Source organism: Shewanella sp. POL2 (assembly GCF_000282755.1).
Classification (GTDB): Bacteria; Pseudomonadota; Gammaproteobacteria; order Enterobacterales; family Shewanellaceae; genus Shewanella; species Shewanella xiamenensis.
In genome coordinates, this window is record NZ_AKZL01000026.1 from 1 (window position 1) to 21,137 (window position 21,137).

Sequence of the window (21,137 nt, forward strand, 5' to 3'; positions counted from 1 at the left end):
AGCTTCAACAAAGTCATGGCTTAGGATATGACCACCAAAAGGTGGCTTACCCTTAAGATTAGGTAAACCCGCAGCGCCCATAAAGGCTTCAGTCCGGATAATAGCGTTATGGCCCCAGAAGTTACCTTCTTTTTGCACCCACCAACCAAGACCAGTACCGATCACAGGACCATAAATGCGTGCAGCAAACTGCTGCAAACGCGCCATTAAGGTGGTGCCATTGATCAGTGATGGAATCGTTTGAATAAGACCCGCATCAGGATCAGCCTGCATCCGCTGCGCTAAGCCCGTGATAGTGGATGACTCCATCAAACTGTCGGCGTCCAGGACCAGCAAGTGGTCGTAACGCGAGCCCCAACGACGGCAAAAGTCCGCTACGTTACCCGCTTTACGTGCGACGTTTTTACGGCGGCGACGATAATAAACACGAGAATGTTTATGGGTTTCTTGGCGAAGAACTAAAAACGCCTGTTCTTCTAACAGCGCAATTTCAGGATCGGTAGTATCACTTAAGATAAACCAATCAAACGCATGCCCATGACCCGTTTGCGATAATGCTTCAGCCATCACAGATACCGCTGAAAATACCCGGTCAGGAGATTCATTATAAGTAGGCATTAAAATCGCAGTGCGCGTGTGCAGCTCAGTTTGTGCAAGCTCGTTTGGTTTAGGCTTTTTCAACAGGAGGAAAAAGCCAGCAATACCACTACAAAACGCCAGTGCAATCCAGCAGAAGTTAATCGCAAATAACGCCAACATCAAATATTCGAGGGGAGTAATCCCTCCAATACTGAAAACTGCGCCCATTTCATAGATCGCAAAGGCCGATAGTAATAAGGCACCACCAACAACAAACACCCGACGGGAAACCCGTGAACGGACTCCATTTGCCACAGTGCTACGGCGTGGAAATCCTTCAGGCATTTGGGTTAAACTTTGGGGCTCCATAGCGCCAGGCCTTTCATTAGGCATAGCGCTACCACCCACGAGTACTTCAGTCTCAAGTACCGAATTCTCGGATACAGTCATATTATGTTGCTCCGTCATGGACCTTAAAGCGTCCAGCGATAGAGCCAGGTTTCAACCTGACGCGGTGTAGAGAACTTGAGTTCAGCACGCAATTCGATAAGGTCTTTATCTTCGGGCTCTAACTCAAACGCGAGGCGATAACCATTGTTTGCCGCATTACGCGCGATGACAACATTTGAAATTACTCCACCAGAAGATTCAACCTTCGCGAGTGGTAACTCATCAGGCATAGCGCCATTTAGATGATAATCAACGACAAACAAACGTCTAGGGGTCGCTTTAGCAATGTCAGCACGACCACTTGCAGTACGACTTACCACGACAGAATTGGTTTTCGCAACTGGTTCATCGCCCCAGCTCATGCGATAAGCGAAGTGATATTCGCTACCAGCAGGAATAGGCTGACGCGGCTTCCAGAAGCTCACAATATTATCATGAATTTCTGATTCTGTTGGAATTTCTGTCAGAACAACCGCACCTTGTCCCCAGTTGCCCACAGGCTCAATCCATAAACTTGGGCGACGCTCATACTGGGCTTCAAGATCCTGATAAGAGGCATAGTTACGTTCACGCTGTATAAGACCAAAGCCTTGTGGTGAGTTATCAGAAAACGCACTCACCTGCAATTGACGTGGATTTGCCAATGGACGCCATAGGTGCTCACCGCGGCCGTTGAACATCAATAAACCGTCTGAATCATGGACTTCAGGTCTAAAGTCATCGGTATCGTGGCGACCGTTTAATGAATGCAGGAACATGCTGGTGCTAGGTGCTAGTCCAACTTTATTTAATTCGACACGAGGGAATAAGGTCGCTTCAACGTCGATTTGGGTGTTATCACCTGGACGTACCGAGAACCGATATGCACCTGCAACACTCGGGCTATCGAGCAACGCATGTACCACGATCAGATTACTGTCGTAGGATGGACGTTCAACCCAAAAAGCGCGGAAAATCGGAAACTCTTCACCTTCTGGATCAGCAGTTTTTAATGCTAAACCACGGGCAGATAACCCATAAGAGTTACCTTTACCTAAGGCGCGGAAATAACTCGCGCCTTGGAACACCATCAGCTCGTCAAAAATACCGTTAGTGTTTAATTGGTTATGGATACGAAACCCTGAGTAGCCGATATCATCATTAGGTAATGCTTGAGAGATAACCTCACCCGCAGTGAAATACTTAGGCTCATAAGCTAAGTGGGTCGCTTGGTTTGCTTCAACGATGGCAATTTCAATTAAATCTTGAAAATAAAACCCGCGGTGAAACATTTGCATTTGAAACGGTAAACCTTGATCGCGCCAAATTGACGATACTGGGTTAAAACGAATATCACGGTATTCATCATAGGTTAACTTAGCAAGACCAGCAGGCAGTGGATCTTTTAACACTACATAGGGCTTAGAGGCCAATTTACGCGCCAATTTCACCACAGTTTCACCATCAAAGGTGCCTGTTTTGGTGAATCTTACTTGCGTTTTGTTTGCAGGCTGAGCAGTTGCCTTGGGTGGACTCACCACGGGCGTGGTAGGTTTATTCTCAACAGGCTTGGTCTCATCAGCAAATGCAGTGCCCGAAAAGGCGAACGCCGCGCTAAGCGCCAGTGAGCAAATGAGTGAAGAAGGTTTAAACGATTGGCAACGCAACAAGCTAACCATAGGATAGGTAACCTAAAAATAAACTAAGAAATCAACGTTTTTTATATGTACAGTGACATTTTTTTATTGCGGTTTGAGCGAAAAAAAACACCGACTGTTACACATCGCGAAAGATATCAGAAGGAGTAAAAAACTCATAAATAAAGATGCAGTTAACTCCCTTTGCACAATACTATTTAGCAATATACTTATACCTTTAAAGAATATCAAATTCGAATTAACATACCAAATTGATCTTTAAAAGTTACAAAGGCTAATAAAGTGCTGCCAAGTTCGCAGAATGAACATAAAATCAGTTAGTTTTACAAACTGGCCACCGACAATAATCTTAGGTGATAGTCGCTAATATGCGAGCCTAAGCATACAAAAAGTGATTCAGAGAGAGACTTCATTGACTTACACTCTTAACACTATCGAGGCAAAAATAGGCTGACGACTAAACCAGTCTCTTCACGGGGAGTGATGGTTAGTTGGCCTTGGTGTAAGCCAATAATATGCTGACAAATGGATAATCCCAATCCCGCACCTATACCTTCATTTTCATTGACACGGTAAAAACGCTCGGTGGCATTCGCAATTTGCTCACTTGTCATCCCTTGACCACGGTCGGCGATCTTTATTTCAACGCCTGTGGTGGTTTGCGCTGCACTAATACTAATTTCAGATTCTACTGGGCTGTATTTACAAGCATTTTCGATAATATTCTTTAAAACCACCAGCATATAAAAACGGTCACACATAATGGATAATCCGGCATCCACGTCAATATTCCACTCATATTCAGTGATCAGGGGCATCAGTTGGTTGAGCGTATCCTCCACCATAGATAACAAGGTATGGGATTGCACATTCAACTCGGCAATCGAATCGACACGAGCGAGCAACAATAATTGTTCTACTGTATGGCTCATGTGCTTAACACCAGCATCAATCGCGGCAAGGTGGATATGCTGAGCAGGTTCATCTGCGACTAATCCCTCTAACCCCTGTTGATGTAACTTAATCACAGATAATGGCGTTTTTAGCTCATGGGCGGCATCGGCACTGAAGCGGCGCTCTCTGGCAATGAAGTGTGCAATACTGCTGATATACTGATTGAGTGCCCGTCGAACTGGCACTAATTCCTTAGGTAATGACATAGCTAACGGTGTGAGATCGTTCGGTGAGCGTGCCATTAATTCCCGTTCAAGGGTTTTTAGCGGCCGAAATAGAATATAAAACAGTAAACTGACGATAAACAGGGTTAACGGTACCACAATTAATGGCACTATTACTGCGTTATGCATAATTTGCGAAACCAACTCTTGGCGCACTTCATCCTGCTGAGCCGTGATAATCCACACTTTATATTTAACAGAAAAAAAGCTGAACACATGCCACAGCTCCCCTTCGAATACTTTTTTACTATAGCCCTGCACAAATTTAGTGATCGGCTCGCGCCCAATATTGTCTGAAAAAACCAACGCCTGCCCCGCTTCACTCCAGATCTGAAACGCCAGTTTATGTTCATAGGCAAGCTTAAGTGCGTCAGCCTTTTCAGCAAAGCTACTGACTTGACTGTCCGGAACGTGGAGAACTTGAGGTTGTGATTGGGGAAGCTTAAAATCGGCTTCTTCATGGTAGAACAACTCGAGCATTTTTGCGGTTTGCAACATTTGAGCATCAAATAATTCTTCAATTTGATGCTTCGCATCACGAGTGCTAAACCAGCTTGAAATCCCTACTGAAACCGAAATCCCCGAGAGCATTAGCAAGGTTAATAGCAAGCGTAAAGAGTACACATCCAGCACCTTGAGTCGATTCAACCCGTTATCCCCGTCGTTTGTATGAGTGTAAACCTGTCTTATAAAGCAGTTACTTCATACCGATAAACGTCGAGTTTGTCACTTAAATCCTTGCATAAATTGCAAGATGGCTAATTCAGTTCCGTAAGGGTGTAGCCAATTCCGCGCACGGTCTTAATTAACTCATTAGCTAATTTTTTACGTAAATGATGAATATGGACTTCGATTGAATTACTGCCCACCTCATCCCAGCCATAGGTGAGCTGTTCCAGCTGATTACGGGTTAACACTCGACCAGCCGACTGAGCAAGTTCAAGTAATAATTGAAATTCTCTGCGTGAAAGGGGCACATTTTGATCGCGAAAAATCACTTCTCGCGTGTTGAGATCAATACTTAATGCACCAATATTCAAACTGTTATGGTCTAGACCATATTGACGGCGCACAATTGCCCTTATACGTGCCGCCAACTCACGCACATCGAAGGGCTTACCTAAATAATCGTCGGCTCCGACATCTAGGCACTCCAATTTAGTATCAAAATCGGTATTCGCGGTCAGCACTATGGTGGGAATCGATACACCCTGCGAACGCCATGTTTTAAGGAGTTCTTTACCATTACCGTCGGGAAGGCCTAAATCAAGCACAATAGCGCTAAAGGTTTCATTTTTTATTCCCACTAACGCCTGCTGATAGCTACTTAAGTGATCCACCTGCATGCCCATTTTGGCAAGGTTGAGGCAAATTCCCTGGGCCAGTAACTCATTATCTTCCACTAACATGATACGCATGATGATGCCCTATCGAAAAAGACTAAACTGAACCGATTGCTCGGTTAAAAAGGCTTCTGCCTGCTCACCCTGCAACATTGCCATGGTGGCGAGCATTCCCGCGGTAACGCAATTGGGTCCAAGAACGGTCACCGACCGTGGCGCACCGCGTACAGGATATCCGGTTCGTGGATCAATGATATGCCCATAACGCCTGCCATCGACCTCATAAAACGCCTTGTGTCACCACTCGTCGCTAAAGCACCTTGTGTAATAGCGAGCACTTTGGCTGCACAATCAAGGCGATGCGGATCTTCAATCCCCACCTGCCATGGGACTGAATGCGCTACAGGACAAGCAATATCACCGCCAAAATTCACTAATACCGAAATCTTAGGGTAGGATTCCGCCAGTTCATAGGCCACGCTGTCAACCGCGTATTCTTTTGCAATCCCCCCCACATCAAGTTGCATACCCGTGGGGATTTTTAGCTCGTGTGAATTAAATTCAAGGCGTTCAAATCCAACTAAAGATCGCGCTGCGGCGATATCAGCCATTGTGGGCAGAGTAGCGTCCGGAGTAAAACGCCACACTTGCATCAATGGACAAGCAGAAATATCAAATAGCCCACCACTAAGCTCAAAGCATTGTTTCGCAAAGGATAAAAGTTGCCAGGTTTCTTCATCAATGGTCACTGGTTTGCCTTGAGCATGATTCAACTGCCACAGGTAATTACCTTCAATAAAACGGCTGTATTTTTGCTCGATGCGAGACGCCTCCCGAGCTGCCATATCGAGCATATCGTAGGCAATACTCTCATCATGACTGGCAATGAGTAGCTCGCATGGGCTGGCCATTGCCCTAAATTCCCCCAAGAATCCCCAATCACGGCGCAGGAGTCGATATGGCGCACTTGGAGAAAATGATGGCATTTCGGGTTCCTTATGGTGGCGCTTAATGTGGCTTCACCAATGACAGGTTTAAATACAAGTCTTACATACAGGAACTGGGCAACTCAGTTGCCCAGTTCAAACCGTAATAACGTGAACTAATTAGCACAGTTTAGCTTTAAAAAGAATAACTAAACTGTGCAGTAATCGCCTTTTGAGTCGGGAACAGATCATAGTTTTGCAACTGACCAGGGAGCTCGGTGCCATTGTTTTTCGGATCTTGTTGATAGTATTCCAAGCGGTATGTCATCTCATGTCCGCCTGACAAACGGTGACCAAACTTAACCCCTACCGTATAGGCGCTCATATCCCCGATGCGGTAATCAGCACTAGCAAACTCAGGCAATGGTGACTCCGCCATCAAAAAAGGTTGATAGAAATTCACCGCAGCTTGTTGATAATAACGAAGATGCAACTGACCATAAAAACTGCCACTGAAGTAATAACGATAATGGGTTTCTAAGGTGTGTGAGGTTAAATCCCAATCATCGGTAGTATAGCGATAGGAAAAATCGACCACTCCCGAATCGAGCGCGCCTTTAGTCATCATATAAAAACTGTGTTTTAAGCGTGAATCTGGACGATTCTCGTAGACGATATTCTCGGTCGTACCGTTATTGTCTACGACACTTAAGACTTTGTAAGGATCGGTTAAATAGCCACTGACACTCGATAAACCATAGTTTGCTTGCAATAACCAACGCTGATTAAGAATTTGAGTGATACCCAACATCAAATCAGCAGTTTGTTTGTTATCGCTACTAGTTTGGCGAGTGGCATCAAATGCACTGCGATAAGCTTCATCGCTGGTAAAGTTATCGCGGATCGCCATCGTTGATAACGCTACAGGCCTGCCACCAACAGGGTCAACCACATCGAAGCTATATGAGGTGCCTAAAAACAGCGTGGTGTTGTCCTTATTAAAGCCACGCTCGACACCTGCATTAATCCCCATCGACATATAGTCGAATTCCTTAGAAGCATAAACACCGCCATTGACCTTCCAATCGGGATTCAGTACCTGCGACCAGTTCGCATTTGCCTGCACTCGAGTGTCGTGGAAAGTATCATCGAGCGGGGTTTCTCCTGCTGCTACGGTATATTGGCCATTACCTGAAGGACGGGTAAAGGTTTGACTGTTACTTTGAGCGACAGCGCCCGAGGCTGAGGCCCCCGTTAAGCTATCAACCACCAGCTTAAGGTCAAGTACACTGTCATCACCAAAGTTTTTCTGTGCCGTACCTATGGCTTCTATCGCTTGAACTCTGTCCTGTTCACCGTAATACATGAGTGCGGCATCAACTTTCCAGTCATCGATATTTTTCGCCAGCTCGGTTGCGTGACCATTGGACGCGAACAACCCACAACTGGCTAAGGCTAACGCGCTAGCGATCTGTTTTGTCTGCGGTTTTAGTTGCACAATTTGCGAGTCATTTTTGTCTAACTTATTGTTCTTATTTGTCATGGCTGACAACACCTTTATGTCACTGAAGCTTATTTAGACGAAAACCTAAGGTATTAACGATTATTAAATTAAGGTTTAGTTACAACCACATCCACCACCAGCAAAAGCTCGGCCACCACTACTACCTTCTTTACTGAAGTAAATATGATCATCTAACGCCTGATCTAACTTTTCGCTATCAAGCGACATATCACTACGCGCAAACTGCCCTCTTTCCCAAGGCTCAACCCCTAAGCTTGAACAACCACTCACTCCTAGCATCACTAACGAGACAGCAACTAATGTGATTTTGCGCATAGATCACTCCTTCAAAAGATTCACCAGTTCTTGTTCATAATCGGCAATATTGTCTTGGTAAAAACCGACATGCTGATTTACTAACTTGCCTTGGCGATTAAAGATAAAACTACTGGGCATACCCAATAAATCGAAGCTACGTGCGACATCGCCTTCAGGATTAAAGCGCACCGTAAATTGGGCTGGTACTTGCTTTAAAAATGCATCGGCAAGGGCTTTGTCGGTATCAAGGTTAATGGCTACCACCGCTAACCCTTGCTCTTGATACTTTTGCTGCATGGTATTCATCCAAGGAAAAGACTTACGGCAGGGTCCACACCAAGAGGCCCAAAAATCGACGTAAACGACTTTTCCTTTAAATTCATTCAGTGAAACAGTTTGATTTTGTGCATCAAAGACAAGGTGTTCAAGTGAAGGAGCGGCAAGTACGCTTGCACTAAATAATCCGAGGAACAACACGAGTTTTTTCATAGGCTATCCATTTATCACAATACAGTTCGAATTTATTAACTGAATCTTAAGGTTTGCTTAAACTTAAAAAGAATAAATAAAGTCTTTATGCCACATGGACATCTGAGCCATCAATTGGTTGGAAAGTGAGCTCTAACGGCAAAAATGTTAAAATTGAGACATTTTGTCCCATTAGCAAAATCGAAATTAGATCTGAATCATGTTAATTTAATGTCAAAATCAGTTTAATCACATCTCTGAAAAATTCTTGATATGCATCAATAATTTTCTAGTGCCTAGCGCCTAAACTGCATGTGTCAATTATGTAAACCCTTAACAATTTACATTCCAACAACAAAAGGTTGACCCATGGACACACATGCAGCCCTCTATGAACAGGGAAAGGCGCGCTTAGATGCGTTGCGCCAATTAGCTCCCCGTCAACAGCAGACATTACTCGATAAATTACAACAACATGGCATCACACGCCGTGACTTTATGAAATGGAGTGCGATGGTAACGGGTATGCTCGCCCTACCACTCCCCTTTAGTAACTTAGTTGCAGAGGCCGCCGAATTAGCCGACCGTGTACCCTTAATTTGGTTACATATGGCTGAATGTACTGGCTGCTCCGAATCCTTAGTTCGTGCCGACACCCCCAACCTAGATTCGCTGATCTTCGATCATATCTCCTTGGAATATCACGAAACCTTGATGGCAGCTGCGGGTTGGCAAGCAGAGGAAAACCTCGAGCACGCCTTAGAAACCTACAAGGGTCGCTACCTGCTCGCGGTGGAAGGCGCGATACCGACCGCCAATAACGGCAGCTTCTTGACCGTGGGCTGTAAAGGCCATACAGGCTTAGAAATTATCAAACATGCCGCCGAAGGCGCCGCAGCGATTATCTCTGTGGGCACCTGTGCATCCTTCGGTGGTGTACAAGCCGCCTACCCGAACCCCACAGGGGCTAAGGGCGTGCACGAAGTTGTGAGCAAACCCGTGATTAACTTAGGCGGTTGCCCACCAAGTGAAAAGAACATTGTCGGTACTTTGATGTACTTCATCATGTTCGGCAAATTACCTGCACTGGATATGTTCAATCGTCCAAAATGGGCTTATGGCGCACGGGTACATGATAACTGTGAACGTCGTGGCCGTTTTGATGCCGGTGAATTCGTTGAAGAATTTGGCGATCACGGTGCAAAAGAAGGCTACTGCCTCTATAAAGTGGGCTGTAAAGGACCTTATACCTATAACAACTGCCCCACTGAACGCTTCAATCACCATACCAGTTGGCCTGTGTTAGCTGGTCATGGTTGTATGGGCTGCTCAGAACCTAATTTCTGGGATGATATGGCTGACTTTGAGAAACCCCTTGGTCGTCAACTGCTCCATGGATTGGATGCAACCGCAGACACCGTCGGTGCGGTGATTTTAGGCGCGACAGTCGTTGGCATTGGAGCCCACGCTGTTGCCAGTATTTTTGCCAAGCCGCTGGAGGAATAACCCATGAGCAAGCGCGTTGTTATCGACCCTATCACCCGTATCGAGGGTCACTTACGTATCGAAGTTGAAGTTGATGAGAATAATGTCATCAACAAAGCATGGTCATCCTCTACGTTATGGCGTGGTATTGAAGTTATTCTCAAAGGCCGTACGCCTATGGACGTGGGCCTCATTGTGCAACGTATCTGTGGTGTATGTACTTATTCGCACTATCGCTGTGGTACCGAAGCGGTAGAAAATGCTTTAGGGATTCAAATTCCCTTGAATGCAAAGTATCTTCGCTCGCTGATGCAAACATCGCTCTATATGCATGACCATATAGTGCACTTCTATCATCTCCATGGCTTAGATTGGGTCGATGTGGTTTCAGCACTCAGTGCAGACCCCGCTAAGGCCGCCCAAGTCGCCCTCAAATATACCGATAAACCTATCGCCGCTGGAGAAGGTGAATTAAGGGCTGTGCAAGAGCGCGTAAAAGGCTTTGTAGAAACCGGAAAACTTGGTCCATTCGCCAACGCTTATTGGGGTAATGGCACCTATAAGTTTACCCCTGAACAAAACCTGATTGCTCTATCTCACTACCTTAAAGCCCTTGAAGTACAAAGAGTTGCCGCCGAAATGCTTGCAATATTCGGCGGTAAACAGCCACATCCTCAATCATTAGTTGTCGGTGGCGTGACTTCTGTACGCGATATGTTAAGCCCTGCACGTCTGCAAGAATGGAAGCAAAAACACGCAATCGTAACTGACTTTATCCTGCGTGCTTATCAGGCCGATATCGTGATGGCAGCCGAAGCCTTTGGCACTGAGCCTAGCGTGCTAGGCGGCGTCAATGTTAAAAACTTCATGGCAACCCATGACTTTGTGCTCGCCAATGGCGAATATATGTTCGATCAAGGCGTGATTATGAATGGCGATTTAGCAGGTGTGAGCGATATTAACCCTGATCTTATTGCCGAGGATGTCAGCCACGCTTGGTACAATGCTGATGCGCCGCAACATCCGTATGATGGCACCACCATTCCAAACTATACCGGCTTTATTGAGCGGGATACGGTTTACGGCAAACTGCCCACCTTAGATGGTGATGGTAAATACTCTTGGGTGAAATCACCGCGTTATCAAGGTGAACCTGTCGAAGTGGGCCCACTGTCTTGTTTATTAGTCAGTTATGCCCGTGGCAATAAAGTGGTTGTCGATGCCGTCAATGCACTGCTTACGCGCACAGGTCTTCCAGTGGAAGCACTCTTTACCACTTTAGGCCGCACCGCTGCACGGATGCTGCAAACGGTGATAGTCGCGCAGGAAGGTCTGAAAACCTTCGAAGCCTTATTAACAAACATTCAGTCTGATGAAACCACCTATGTGAAACCCCATATCGATCCTAGTAAAGAGTATGTGGGTCACGCCATGATTGAAGCGCCCCGCGGCATGCTAAGCCACTGGATCCGAATCAAAAATGGTGTCATTGAGAACTATCAAGCCGTGGTGCCTACTACCTGGAACGCAGGTCCCGTGGATGCTAATGGCAAGATAGGCCCCTATGAAGCCTCACTGATTGGTTTGAAACTGGAAGATCCCACTAAACCCCTTGAGGTGATACGTATTATTCACTCATTTGACCCTTGCATGGCGTGTTCTGTACACGTGATGGATTTTAAAGGTCAGGCATTGAGCGAGTTCCGTGTTAGCCCCAATGGTCAATAACAACGAGGGAGGGAACGCAACATGAACCATTCTGAAACCCGCATTCGGACACTGGTTTTTAGTCCTGCGATACGGATTTTCCACTGGTTACGGGCACTGACGATTTTAGTGCTGGTGATCACTGGATTCTATATTGCTTGGCCGTTTCTTGTGGCGCCCGAAAGTACGGATGTATTAGTACAAGGTTGGATCCGTTTTGCCCATTTGATCTGCGGTTTTATCTTAACCGCAGTCACCTTGGCTCGCTTCTACTTGTATTTTTTCAGTCGTAGCGATATCGAGCGACGCTCGTTCCGTGATGTGATGAGCATTAAGAGCTGGATTACCCAACTAAAATCTTACATTTGGATGGGACATTTACATAAAGCAGGCGTTTACGGGCCACTGCAATTTGTGACCTATGTAGCAATCTCCTTTGTTGCGCTTGTGATATGTATTACTGGTCTCGTACTGTATGCCAATGTCTACCATGAAGGTTTAGGTGGCATGCTTTGGAGCAGTGCAGCTTGGATCACCGCACAAATGGGCGGGCTGGCACAAGTTAGGATTTGGCACCACTACCTCACTTGGGCATTCGTTATCTTTGTAGTTATCCACGTCTATATGGCGGTTTGGTCAGGGATACGCTTCAAACATAACTCAGTTGACTCAATTGTCTCTGGTTACGACTACCCGAAACCAGACTCACACCACTAGGAGTCCAATGAAGATATTGCTACTGGGTATTGGCAATGTCCTGTACGCCGATGAAGGCATCGGCGTACATTTTGTCAATTACATCACTGAGAATTATCAGTTTACGCACGAGTCCCATCAGCTCGAGATGCTCGATGGCGGCACCTTAGCCCAGGGACTCATTCCGATTATTTGCCAATACGATTATTTGATCGTGGTCGATACTGTCAATGCCAATGGCGTTGAAGCGGGCGAGGTCTATTTCTTCGACTTTGATAAAGCCCCACAGGAAATTGACTGGCAAGGCAGCGCCCATGAAGTCGAAATGCTACAAACCCTAAACATGATGGAAATGGTTGGCGACAGGCCAAAAACCTTTGTATTAGGTGTTACCCCAACCGTGCTTGAACCTATGACTCTCGGCCTCACCCCCAAAGTTGCATCCGCAGTTCCTTTGATGGAGCGCACCCTGTTATCCCACTTAGCCTCCCTTGGATTCACTGCGACACGCATTGCCGATCATAGTATCGACTCGCTGATCCCCGACTCCTATAAACGTGGCGTCACTCTTGGTGAAAATAGAGAAGATGAAAAACATCAGATTTGATTTTACCTGCTCACGTCAGGTGCCCTTATATGCGCATTTATGTAATGAATACCTAAATTATGATGCGCTGAATATTAGCATTGGTTGCGACAACCACAATGATTTTGGTCCACAAACCTATTTTATTGAAGCCCAAGGTGAACAAGCGCCGCTAGAGCAATTGGCCGATGCGATTGCCGCTGACTTTTTAATGTCTGTCTGGTTGGTTGACTCAGGCATTAAAGTTATCGATGAGCCACAAGGCCAGCGTACCTTTTTGGAGACTCAAGAGCCCCAAATGGATAAATCGGTTGCCGCTTTTTGCCAGCAATGTTATCCCCTGTTTGGCGATAATCAAGCGGCGCAATTTGGTGCCATTGATTTAACCTGTTCCTGTTGCCACGGTGAAACCCGCTTAACCCCTGCCCAAAAAGCCCTCACGCTAACCGACCTTAAAGCCATGGCTGAGCAGTTAATAACCCAAGGCTCATTAGCGTTAAGCTGTGAAGGTATAGAGTTAAGCCTTGAGCCGTTTGCTCGCGATGCCAGCAGACCACAACTGCTGATCTGTAATCCAAACACCTTAAATGCACATTTTTGCTTAAAGGATCATCAAGTCGTTGCGCTATCCAGCATTGAAAAACCGCTTATTTGCGCAAGACCCATTCAAGATCACCAAAAACTGTTCGCGCCGCTATACGATATTTGTTTTGGCTATAGTCGCGTGGTAGCGGTCCTTAGCGAAATTTTGCGGCAAAAAGGGATTGATTGGGTTTATCTTCAAGGTCAGCACCATAGGCCCAAATTAGCTTGGGTTGATGGCGCATGGGCCCAATTGTCCCACCAAGATGGAGACAATGCTAATAACATCAGCAAACATTTCAATGCGCCGGAGCCGTTAAGGGAAGAAATTCGCTTTCTCGGTTTTACAGCACAATGGCAAGCGCATAAAAAAACACGCTCGCACCAAGGCACTCTTAGCGTACAAGTCTTATCCTCTGTAGAGAAAGAGACGAATTACGAAGGTGATCAAGAAGATCATACAATTACCGATGCAGCGCTCTTTGCTGCACTGCTAAATGGTAAATTTACCAGCCATAAGCAAGCCAAAAATGCGGCGGTGATTTACTTAAGCCATGATCATCCGAGCCAAATTGTCACCTGCGATAATAAAGGCGACACTTCACTGTTTTTGCCCTGCCTGAGCTGCCCGATAATGGATATGACATTTTCCACAGGCTCGACAGCAGCCCACAAAAAGCGGTGGCGCAAAAATTTAAAAGTCTGTTTCCTGAAGATTATTTAAAACTGCTCAGTCTAAAACTCCACGGCAGACGCGATAATCTTCAGAGCCTATGGGCAATTGCCGCGATATTGATTGGTTTGAACCCGCAGGAAGAAACCCAGTCACAAGACTATTTGAGCGATGCTCTCATGGCGGCAGCCATGCGTTATCAGGGCGCTAATGCACCGCGCATCGATTACCCTCTCACCAAAGGCGAAGCCCATCGAAGCCTTAGTTGGTGCAAAACCCTTGGCACACTGTTGAGCTTTAGAGTGGCTGGCCACAGCGATCCAAGCCAACTGGCTTTTGCGATGCAGGACTCCCTCGCCGATTATCTTGCCAATTGGCTTGAGCATATAGACTTAAATATTGGAGTTCAGACAATTGCTTTAGCGGGTAATGAGTTAGCTAACGAAACCCTCTGTAAACGCATGAGTTTACGCTTAGGTAAAAACTTCCCGTTACTGGTTAATCGTAGTCTCGACTTAGAGGGAGATAACCTTGCTGTAGGTGCGCTGTATGTTAAGCAGCGGCAATTAAACACCCTTGGATAAATACTTAACATTCGTGTTTGCTCCAGAGATATCGCAACATTAGAGGATAGATTGTTATCTTCTAATGTTGCAGCCAAACCTAAAAGAAGACTGAAATTGAAACAAGCAGCCTCATCCGCTAACCAACAGGATATGATTGAACGTCGCCAACTGCATATCACTGGCATAGTACAAGGCGTGGGCTTTCGGCCTTTTGTCTACCGCTGGGCAACTGATTTGCAACTCACTGGCACAGTACTCAATAATGCCAAGGGCGTGATGATTGAGCTGCAAGGCCCCGCCGCTCAGTTGGATAGCTTTGTTCGTGAGTTGACCACCAATCCGCCGCCACTGGCGCGCATCGATCAGATTATCCATAGTCAGTTAACGCTAAAGCTTGAAGAGACCAGCTTCGATATTATTCAAAGTGATAGCCAAAGCGATAGCCAAAGTGATGAAACAAAAGACCCTAGCTTAGCAGCACTCGTTGCCGTGTCGGCCGACAAGAGTACCTGCCAGGATTGCCTAAGCGATATGCACAATCCACAGGATCGCCACTTTGGCTATGCCTTTACTAATTGCACCAATTGCGGCCCAAGATACACGATTATCAATGCCTTACCCTATGATCGCCATCATACCGCCATGGCGAATTTCGCCATGTGCCCCGACTGCGCCAAAGCCTATCAAGATCCATTAAATCGCAGGTACCACGCCCAGCCCGTCAGTTGCCCCAAATGTGGTCCACAGCTGAGTTTAAAAACGCCTAAGGGTGAATTAATCGCTCTGACGCCCTCACTCCACTCGCAAGACAACAGCATGGCGGTATTGTCCGCCGCGGCCAATATGCTTGCACAAGGACACATCCTCGCCATAAAAGGGCTCGGTGGATTCCACTTGATGTGTGACGCGAGAAACAGCCACGCAGTGAGTCAACTACGGCAGCGCAAACAGCGTAAGGCGAAGCCGCTGGCGGTAATGATGCCGAGTATTGAAATGGCAAAACAGTACGTTACGGGCACGGAGGCGGAGTGGCAAACCTTAAGCTCGCCGGAACGGCCCATCGTATTGATGCAAGCGTTGGATGAGCATGACCTAAGCACCGAAATCGCACCCAATATCCCCAAGCTGGGTGTATTTTTACCTTATACGCCACTGCATCACTTACTGCTTAGCCAATTTAATGGCCCGCTAGTGGCCACCAGCGCCAATGTGTCGGGCGAGCCAATAATCACCGATTGCGATGCGCTTATCAGCCAACTTGGGCATGTGGTGGATGCCATCGTCGATCATAACCGACCGATACTCAACGGCTGTGATGACAGTGTTGTGCAACTTATTCAACAACCAAATGGCAGTACGCCGCAGGTGCAAGTGCTGCGTCTAGCGCGGGGTTATGCGCCATTAAGTTTTCCATTAACAGCACCATTAACACGCTCAATCCTCGCCGTGGGAGCACAGCAAAAAAATGCTATCGCTTTCGGATTTGGTGCAAATGTATTTTTAAGTCCGCATATTGGCGATCTTTTTAGTGTCAGTGCCGAGCAGTATTTCGAGCGCACCTTAGGCACCTTTGCGCGTCTGTATCATTTCAGTCCCAAGCTGATTGTCCATGATAAGCACCCAGACTATGCACCATCGCGCTGGGCAGAGGCGCAGCAACAAAAAAGCCTTGATACACAGAGTGGAGCCTCTGGTTCAATCCAAACCTTAAGCGTGCAACATCACCATGCCCACGTGCTTAGCGTCATGGCCATCAATCAATACCAAGATCCGGTATTAGGCTTTAGTTTTGACGGTACTGGTCTTGGCAATGATGGCAGTCTCTGGGGCGGTGAGGTGTTATTAACCACGTTAGACAAAGCAGAGCGCTTAGCCCATTTTGAAGCCATCTCCCTACTGGGCGGTGAGCAAGCAATAAAACAGCCTGTGCGATTATTACTGGCACTGCTGTTTGAACAAATGAGTTTAGCGGCGGTACAAACCTTAGAGTTACCGATCCTAAAAAGCCTGACACCCTTAACGTTAAGCAATTTGCACCGGATCTGGCAAAGTGGCAATACGATTAAAAGCTCATCGGTTGGCCGATTATTTGATGCCCTCGCCTGCGCCTTAGGATTGATTGACACCACACAATTTGAAGGCCAAGCGGGTATGCTGATAGAAGCCGCAGCAAGACGCGCCGATAAACAACATTTACCGCCACTTATCCTCAATTTACCGCTCTGTTCATCAGAGGATGACCCGCAACAAGTGCAAGTTTGGTGTAGTAGCCAACTGTTTAAACAGCTTATCGTGCACATCACTGAGGCGCCACTTTCCTCCTACAGGCAAGACATTATCGCCCGCGCGTTTTTGCATAGTCTTGGAGATGCTATTTGTAGTTATGCTGCGCGCTATCCATCACTGCCCATTGCGCTATGTGGCGGAGTATTTCAAAACCAATATCTGCTCGAATATTGCCTCAGTAAACTTCATCTCCAAGGCAATACCGTGCTCCCCAACAAACATATCCCCGTTAACGATGGCGGTATCGCCCTTGGCCAGCTTTGGTATGGAATTCATCAAGAGGCAATGGATAAAAACCACAAATAAACCGCTGCTATGACATATCTTCGTAGAGCTTGATATGCGCCGTGACCAAATGGCCAAAATCTGATTGATCAGGGTCAAAACGACCTAATAACCTGACGAACATCAAAGATTCCTTTAAGGATTTGTATCACACTTAACATTAGCGTAATCAAATTAACCCTATTCGATAGCATCACCATATTGTTCGGACAACAGCTCAAATCTGTGACGAGAACAAGGAGAATGACAAGATGTGTAAAGACTGCGGCTGCTCTCTACCCCGCCACTCTGCGATTCAACAAGGGCATGATCACCATACAGGTCATTCCCACGAACACAGCCATAAACATCAGGAATTGCATACCAATCCTCAGCTTAACGATAAAAAAACCTTGTCGGTGATCCATAAAATTCTCGATAAAAATGATGTAGAAGCTGCCCACAACCGTGCCCATTTCGAGGCTCACCATATTACCGCCTTCAATCTAATGAGTAGCCCAGGTAGCGGCAAAACGACCTTGCTTGAGCACTTAAAAGAGTACACAAAACTTAATTACGCCGTTATTGAAGGCGATTTAGAGACCTCCCGTGATGCTGACCGCTTAATCGCAAAGGGCATTACAGCCCATCAAATTCAAACTGGCAGTGCATGCCACCTTGACGCCTTTATGGTGCATGGTGCTTTGCATCACTTGCCGCTGGAAGGGTTAGATATTTGCTTTGTGGAAAACGTGGGCAACCTCGTCTGCCCCGCCAGTTATGATGTGGGCACCCATAAAAATATCGTGCTGCTCTCCGTTCCCGAAGGCGATGATAAGATTGAAAAATATCCAGTAATGTTCCGCCGTGCTGACCTGGTTCTGATCACAAAATGTGACCTATTACCCTACTTCGATTTCAGTGTCGACGAGGCCAAAGCCCAGCTTAAAAAACTCAATCCCGACACTCAAATACTCGAAGTCTCCATTAAAGATGGCGATTCCATGCATGCCGTTGCCGCTTGGCTAAATGAAAATTTGCGCCGAAACACTGTGGGAGAGCCACAATAATGTGCCTATCAATCCCCTCACAAGTGGTAGCAGTTGATAACGAGCGCCAATCTGTAACCGTCGATACCTTAGGCGTAAGACGCGATGTCAGCAGCCATCTTATGACTGAACCCTTGGCTATTGGTGATTATGTGCTCATTCATATCGGTTTTGTGATGAATAAAATTGATCGCAATGATGCTCTGCAAAGCCTTGAATTATATCAAGAGATAGTCGCAAAACTTGAAAATGAAACCACGCATTAAGCAACAGCCGCAGTTGTAAACTATCGCAAAGCACAGACGATACACTGCGACAAGGATTGAACATGCTTGAATTAAAACAACTTTATCAAGGCTTTCGCGATCCCCAAACCATTGCCTCGCTTGCAAAGGATATTGCCCAGGTCGCTCACTCACTCGATCAACAAATCAACATTATGGAAGTGTGTGGCGGCCATACCCACACCATAATGAAATACGGCTTACTGGATTTGCTGCCGGATAACATTGAGTTTATCCACGGCCCCGGTTGCCCTGTATGCATTATGCCTAAAGAGCGGATCGATCAAGCCGCAGTGCTTGCCCAGCAGGAAGATGTGATTTTAGTGACGCTAGGCGATATGATCCGCGTCCCCGGCTCCCAAGGTTCACTTGCCAGTTTCAGAGCCAAAGGCTGTGATATCAGACCTATCTATGATCCTTTAGACACGCTCAAAATTGCCCGTGATAACCCAAATAAAACCGTGGTGTTTTTCGCCATTGGATTTGAAACTTCCACCCCAATGACGGCAATATTGTTGCAACTGGCCGAGCAGGAAAAGCTGGCGAATTTGTTTTTTCATATCAACCATGTATTAGTCCCACCCGCAATTGATGCCGTGATGCACGATCCTAATGCGAGGGTCAATGCCTTTATTGGCCCAGCACACGTCAGTGTGATCAGTGGCGCCAAAATCTATCGCCCTGCCGTAGAGCAATACGGCACACCGGTAGTAGTCTCTGGTTTTGAGCCCGTGGATGTTATGGAGTCTATCCTGCGTATCGTGCGTCAAAAGGCCGCAGGCAAGGCAGAACTCGATATCCAATACAGCCGCGCTGTATCTGAGCAAGGTAATCTTGCCGCACAGGCAAAAGTTGAACAGTTTTTCCAGATCAGACCGCAATTTCGTTGGCGCGGGCTTGGACCAATCCCCAACTCGGCGCTGCAATTAAGGGATGAATACGCCCACAGGGACGCAGAGCTGCGCTTTAAAGACAGATTACCCGTCAAAGAAATTGATGATCATAAGGCTTGCCAGTGCGGCGATATTCTACGTGGACTCGCCAAACCGAAGGACTGCAAAGTCTTTGGCCGCGGCTGCAATCCCGAAACCCCTCTCGGTAGCTGCATGGTCAGCTCCGAAGGCGCTTGTAATGCTTATTACCGCTATCAAGGCATCGATAGCAAGGAGCAACATCATGGCTGATGTATCAACCAAAGAGAAAGCGATTCAACTCAGCCACGGTGGTGGCGGTAAAGAGATGAATAAACTCATCCGCGATCTGTTTTTTGCCGAATTCGATAACCCGATTTTGCGTAGCGAAGAAGACGCCGCAAAACTTGAATTACAGGGTGCGACGGCCTTTACGACGGACTCTTTCACTGTATCTCCGTTGTTTTTTGCCGGTGGTGATATCGGTAAGCTGGCGATTGCTGGCACTGTTAACGATCTCGCCATGATGGGTGCTGAGCCTCAATATTTAAGCTGTAGTGTGATCATCGAAGAAGGTTTTTCGCTCAAAGACTTAACCACAATTGTACGCAGTATGGCCAAAGAGCTGAAACAAAGTGGGGCTAGAATTGTTTGTGGCGACACCAAAGTAGTACCTAAGGGCTGCGCCGATGGCTTATTTATCAATACTTCAGGCGTTGGGCGTATTTTACGTCCGAATATCTCGGCGGCCAATGTCGCGCCCGGCGATGCGATTATTGTCTCCCGTGATGTCGGCTGCCATGGCGCGGCTATTTTGATGGCGCGTGAGGGTCTTACCCTCGAGTCCGCGCTACAAAGCGATTGTGCCACGCTCTGGCCAGTCGTAGAGCAATTGATCGCTGCTAATATTCCACTGCATGCTATGCGCGATGCCACCCGCGGCGGGCTCTCTGCCGTATTAAATGAATGGGCCGTTGCCGCCAATGTCGGCATCACAGTCAATGAGGCGAGCATCCCAGTTTGTGATGAGGTCAAAGGCTTATGTGAACTCTATGGCTTTGAGCCAATGGATTTAGCCAATGAAGGCACCTTTATCTTGGCCGTTCCCAACGATATCGCCCTTGGTGCGTTGGAAATTATGCAACGTTTTGGTCACTGCGAAAGCGCGGCAATTATTGGCACTGTCAGCGACGAATTACCCGGAAAAGTGATCTTAAGAACGCCATGGAATACCAAACGTTACTTAGACTTGCCTCAAGGTGAACTGCTACCAAGGATTTGTTAATGCACGAGTATTCTATAGTAAGCGCCTTAATTGAACAGTGCGAACAACATGCACGGGCAAATCAAGCAACTAAAATTACTCGGGTAGCAATCAAACTCGGCGTAATGAGCGGTGTCGAACCCACCCTACTTCAAACGGCGTTTGAGACCTTTAAACTCGATGGGATCTGCCGCGAAGCCGAGCTTTGTATGACACTACAGCCACTGGTGATCAAATGTGCAGATTGCCAACAAGAGTCGGTGCTCGATGAACGTTCAATCGTGTGCCCCGCCTGTAACAGTTATCATACGCGGGTATTAGAGGGTGAAGATATGCTGCTGATGCAGCTCGAAATGGAGCAAGCAGAGGATATTTAATCGA

The 21,137-nt window shown here is 46.7% G+C and carries 17 protein-coding genes and 2 pseudogenes; 11 read left to right on the plus strand and 8 right to left on the minus strand.

The features are described from left to right. The 8 genes and pseudogenes from mdoH to SHEWPOL2_RS08925 form a co-directional block, all read right to left on the minus strand. Positions 1-1,029, minus strand: a 1,029-nt coding sequence (mdoH, locus tag SHEWPOL2_RS08890; RefSeq protein WP_037427733.1) for a glucans biosynthesis glucosyltransferase MdoH, incomplete at its 3' end; no start/stop codon positions are given. Positions 1,030-1,052: 23 nt separating this feature from the next. Further along, positions 1,053-2,687, minus strand: coding sequence for a glucan biosynthesis protein G (locus tag SHEWPOL2_RS08895; RefSeq protein WP_037417971.1), 1,635 nt, complete (start codon positions 2,685-2,687; stop codon positions 1,053-1,055). Between the two features lie 410 nt (positions 2,688-3,097). Continuing rightward, complete coding sequence (locus SHEWPOL2_RS08900) at positions 3,098-4,492, minus strand: ATP-binding protein (protein ID WP_037417968.1); 1,395 nt, start codon at positions 4,490-4,492, stop codon at positions 3,098-3,100. A gap of 110 nt (positions 4,493-4,602) precedes the next feature. Continuing rightward, positions 4,603-5,262: a response regulator transcription factor gene (locus tag SHEWPOL2_RS08905; RefSeq protein WP_037417965.1), complete on the minus strand. Its 660-nt coding sequence runs from the start codon at positions 5,260-5,262 to the stop codon at positions 4,603-4,605. 9 nt (positions 5,263-5,271) lie between these two features. Further along, positions 5,272-6,173, minus strand: a pseudogene (locus tag SHEWPOL2_RS08910) (FAD:protein FMN transferase). Positions 6,174-6,309: 136 nt separating this feature from the next. Continuing rightward, on the minus strand, positions 6,310-7,656 hold the full coding sequence (locus tag SHEWPOL2_RS08915; RefSeq protein WP_050991330.1) for a DUF3570 domain-containing protein: 1,347 nt from the start codon (positions 7,654-7,656) through the stop codon (positions 6,310-6,312). Positions 7,657-7,731: 75 nt separating this feature from the next. Further along, positions 7,732-7,953 (minus strand): DUF4266 domain-containing protein, encoded by a 222-nt coding sequence (locus tag SHEWPOL2_RS08920; protein ID WP_037427735.1) that lies wholly within the window; start codon positions 7,951-7,953, stop codon positions 7,732-7,734. Between the two features lie 3 nt (positions 7,954-7,956). After that, on the minus strand, positions 7,957-8,424 hold the full coding sequence (locus SHEWPOL2_RS08925) for a TlpA disulfide reductase family protein (protein WP_037417957.1): 468 nt from the start codon (positions 8,422-8,424) through the stop codon (positions 7,957-7,959). A 348-nt stretch (positions 8,425-8,772) separates the two neighbouring features. On the opposite strand from SHEWPOL2_RS08925, the gene hyaA reads away from it, so the two are divergent. The 11 genes and pseudogenes from hyaA (at position 8,773) to hypA (ending at position 21,133) form a co-directional block, all read left to right on the plus strand. Further along, positions 8,773-9,909, plus strand: a complete 1,137-nt coding sequence (hyaA, locus tag SHEWPOL2_RS08930) for a nickel-dependent hydrogenase small subunit (protein WP_037427738.1) — start codon at positions 8,773-8,775, stop codon at positions 9,907-9,909. Positions 9,910-9,912: 3 nt separating this feature from the next. Continuing rightward, positions 9,913-11,616: a nickel-dependent hydrogenase large subunit gene (gene hyaB, locus SHEWPOL2_RS08935; protein ID WP_037427740.1), complete on the plus strand. Its 1,704-nt coding sequence runs from the start codon at positions 9,913-9,915 to the stop codon at positions 11,614-11,616. A 21-nt stretch (positions 11,617-11,637) separates the two neighbouring features. Continuing rightward, complete coding sequence (gene cybH, locus SHEWPOL2_RS08940; RefSeq protein WP_037417952.1) at positions 11,638-12,312, plus strand: Ni/Fe-hydrogenase, b-type cytochrome subunit; 675 nt, start codon at positions 11,638-11,640, stop codon at positions 12,310-12,312. 7 nt (positions 12,313-12,319) lie between these two features. Beyond that, positions 12,320-12,898 (plus strand): HyaD/HybD family hydrogenase maturation endopeptidase, encoded by a 579-nt coding sequence (locus tag SHEWPOL2_RS08945; RefSeq protein ID WP_037427743.1) that lies wholly within the window; start codon positions 12,320-12,322, stop codon positions 12,896-12,898. Then, a pseudogene (locus tag SHEWPOL2_RS08950) lies at positions 12,879-14,716 on the plus strand (NiFe hydrogenase). Before SHEWPOL2_RS08945 ends, SHEWPOL2_RS08950 begins: the two are co-directional and overlap by 20 nt. A 132-nt stretch (positions 14,717-14,848) precedes the next feature. Then, positions 14,849-17,290: a carbamoyltransferase HypF gene (hypF, locus tag SHEWPOL2_RS08955; protein WP_037427796.1), complete on the plus strand. Its 2,442-nt coding sequence runs from the start codon at positions 14,849-14,851 to the stop codon at positions 17,288-17,290. A gap of 230 nt (positions 17,291-17,520) precedes the next feature. Continuing rightward, a complete protein-coding gene (gene hypB / locus SHEWPOL2_RS08960) occupies positions 17,521-18,318 on the plus strand; it encodes a hydrogenase nickel incorporation protein HypB (RefSeq protein WP_037427746.1) in 798 nt (265 codons plus the stop codon). After that, complete coding sequence (locus SHEWPOL2_RS08965) at positions 18,318-18,563, plus strand: HypC/HybG/HupF family hydrogenase formation chaperone (protein WP_037417941.1); 246 nt, start codon at positions 18,318-18,320, stop codon at positions 18,561-18,563. The genes hypB and SHEWPOL2_RS08965 overlap by 1 nt, the downstream gene beginning before the upstream one ends. Positions 18,564-18,625: 62 nt before the next feature. Continuing rightward, entirely contained in the window at positions 18,626-19,765 is a 1,140-nt protein-coding gene (gene hypD / locus SHEWPOL2_RS08970; protein WP_037417937.1) for a hydrogenase formation protein HypD, read from the plus strand. Then, on the plus strand, positions 19,758-20,777 hold the full coding sequence (hypE, locus tag SHEWPOL2_RS08975) for a hydrogenase expression/formation protein HypE (protein WP_037427748.1): 1,020 nt from the start codon (positions 19,758-19,760) through the stop codon (positions 20,775-20,777). The genes hypD and hypE overlap by 8 nt, the downstream gene beginning before the upstream one ends. Beyond that, positions 20,777-21,133, plus strand: a complete 357-nt coding sequence (hypA, locus tag SHEWPOL2_RS08980; RefSeq protein WP_037427750.1) for a hydrogenase maturation nickel metallochaperone HypA — start codon at positions 20,777-20,779, stop codon at positions 21,131-21,133. Before hypE ends, hypA begins: the two co-directional genes overlap by 1 nt. The last annotated feature ends 4 nt before the right edge of the window (positions 21,134-21,137 follow it).

Coding starts and splice junctions, on each gene's coding strand:
- SHEWPOL2_RS08965 (WP_037417941.1), top strand. CDS start 18,318: ATGTGCCTATCAATCCCCTCACAAGTGGTAGCAGTTGATAACGAGCGC.
- hyaB (WP_037427740.1), top strand. CDS start 9,913: ATGAGCAAGCGCGTTGTTATCGACCCTATCACCCGTATCGAGGGTCAC.
- SHEWPOL2_RS08945 (WP_037427743.1), top strand. CDS start 12,320: ATGAAGATATTGCTACTGGGTATTGGCAATGTCCTGTACGCCGATGAA.
- SHEWPOL2_RS08895 (WP_037417971.1), bottom strand. CDS start 2,687: ATGGTTAGCTTGTTGCGTTGCCAATCGTTTAAACCTTCTTCACTCATT.
- hypF (WP_037427796.1), top strand. CDS start 14,849: ATGATTGAACGTCGCCAACTGCATATCACTGGCATAGTACAAGGCGTG.
- hypD (WP_037417937.1), top strand. CDS start 18,626: ATGCTTGAATTAAAACAACTTTATCAAGGCTTTCGCGATCCCCAAACC.
- SHEWPOL2_RS08905 (WP_037417965.1), bottom strand. CDS start 5,262: ATGCGTATCATGTTAGTGGAAGATAATGAGTTACTGGCCCAGGGAATT.
- SHEWPOL2_RS08915 (WP_050991330.1), bottom strand. CDS start 7,656: ATGACAAATAAGAACAATAAGTTAGACAAAAATGACTCGCAAATTGTG.
- hypE (WP_037427748.1), top strand. CDS start 19,758: ATGGCTGATGTATCAACCAAAGAGAAAGCGATTCAACTCAGCCACGGT.
- SHEWPOL2_RS08925 (WP_037417957.1), bottom strand. CDS start 8,424: ATGAAAAAACTCGTGTTGTTCCTCGGATTATTTAGTGCAAGCGTACTT.
- hypB (WP_037427746.1), top strand. CDS start 17,521: ATGTGTAAAGACTGCGGCTGCTCTCTACCCCGCCACTCTGCGATTCAA.
- cybH (WP_037417952.1), top strand. CDS start 11,638: ATGAACCATTCTGAAACCCGCATTCGGACACTGGTTTTTAGTCCTGCG.
- hyaA (WP_037427738.1), top strand. CDS start 8,773: ATGGACACACATGCAGCCCTCTATGAACAGGGAAAGGCGCGCTTAGAT.
- hypA (WP_037427750.1), top strand. CDS start 20,777: ATGCACGAGTATTCTATAGTAAGCGCCTTAATTGAACAGTGCGAACAA.
- SHEWPOL2_RS08920 (WP_037427735.1), bottom strand. CDS start 7,953: ATGCGCAAAATCACATTAGTTGCTGTCTCGTTAGTGATGCTAGGAGTG.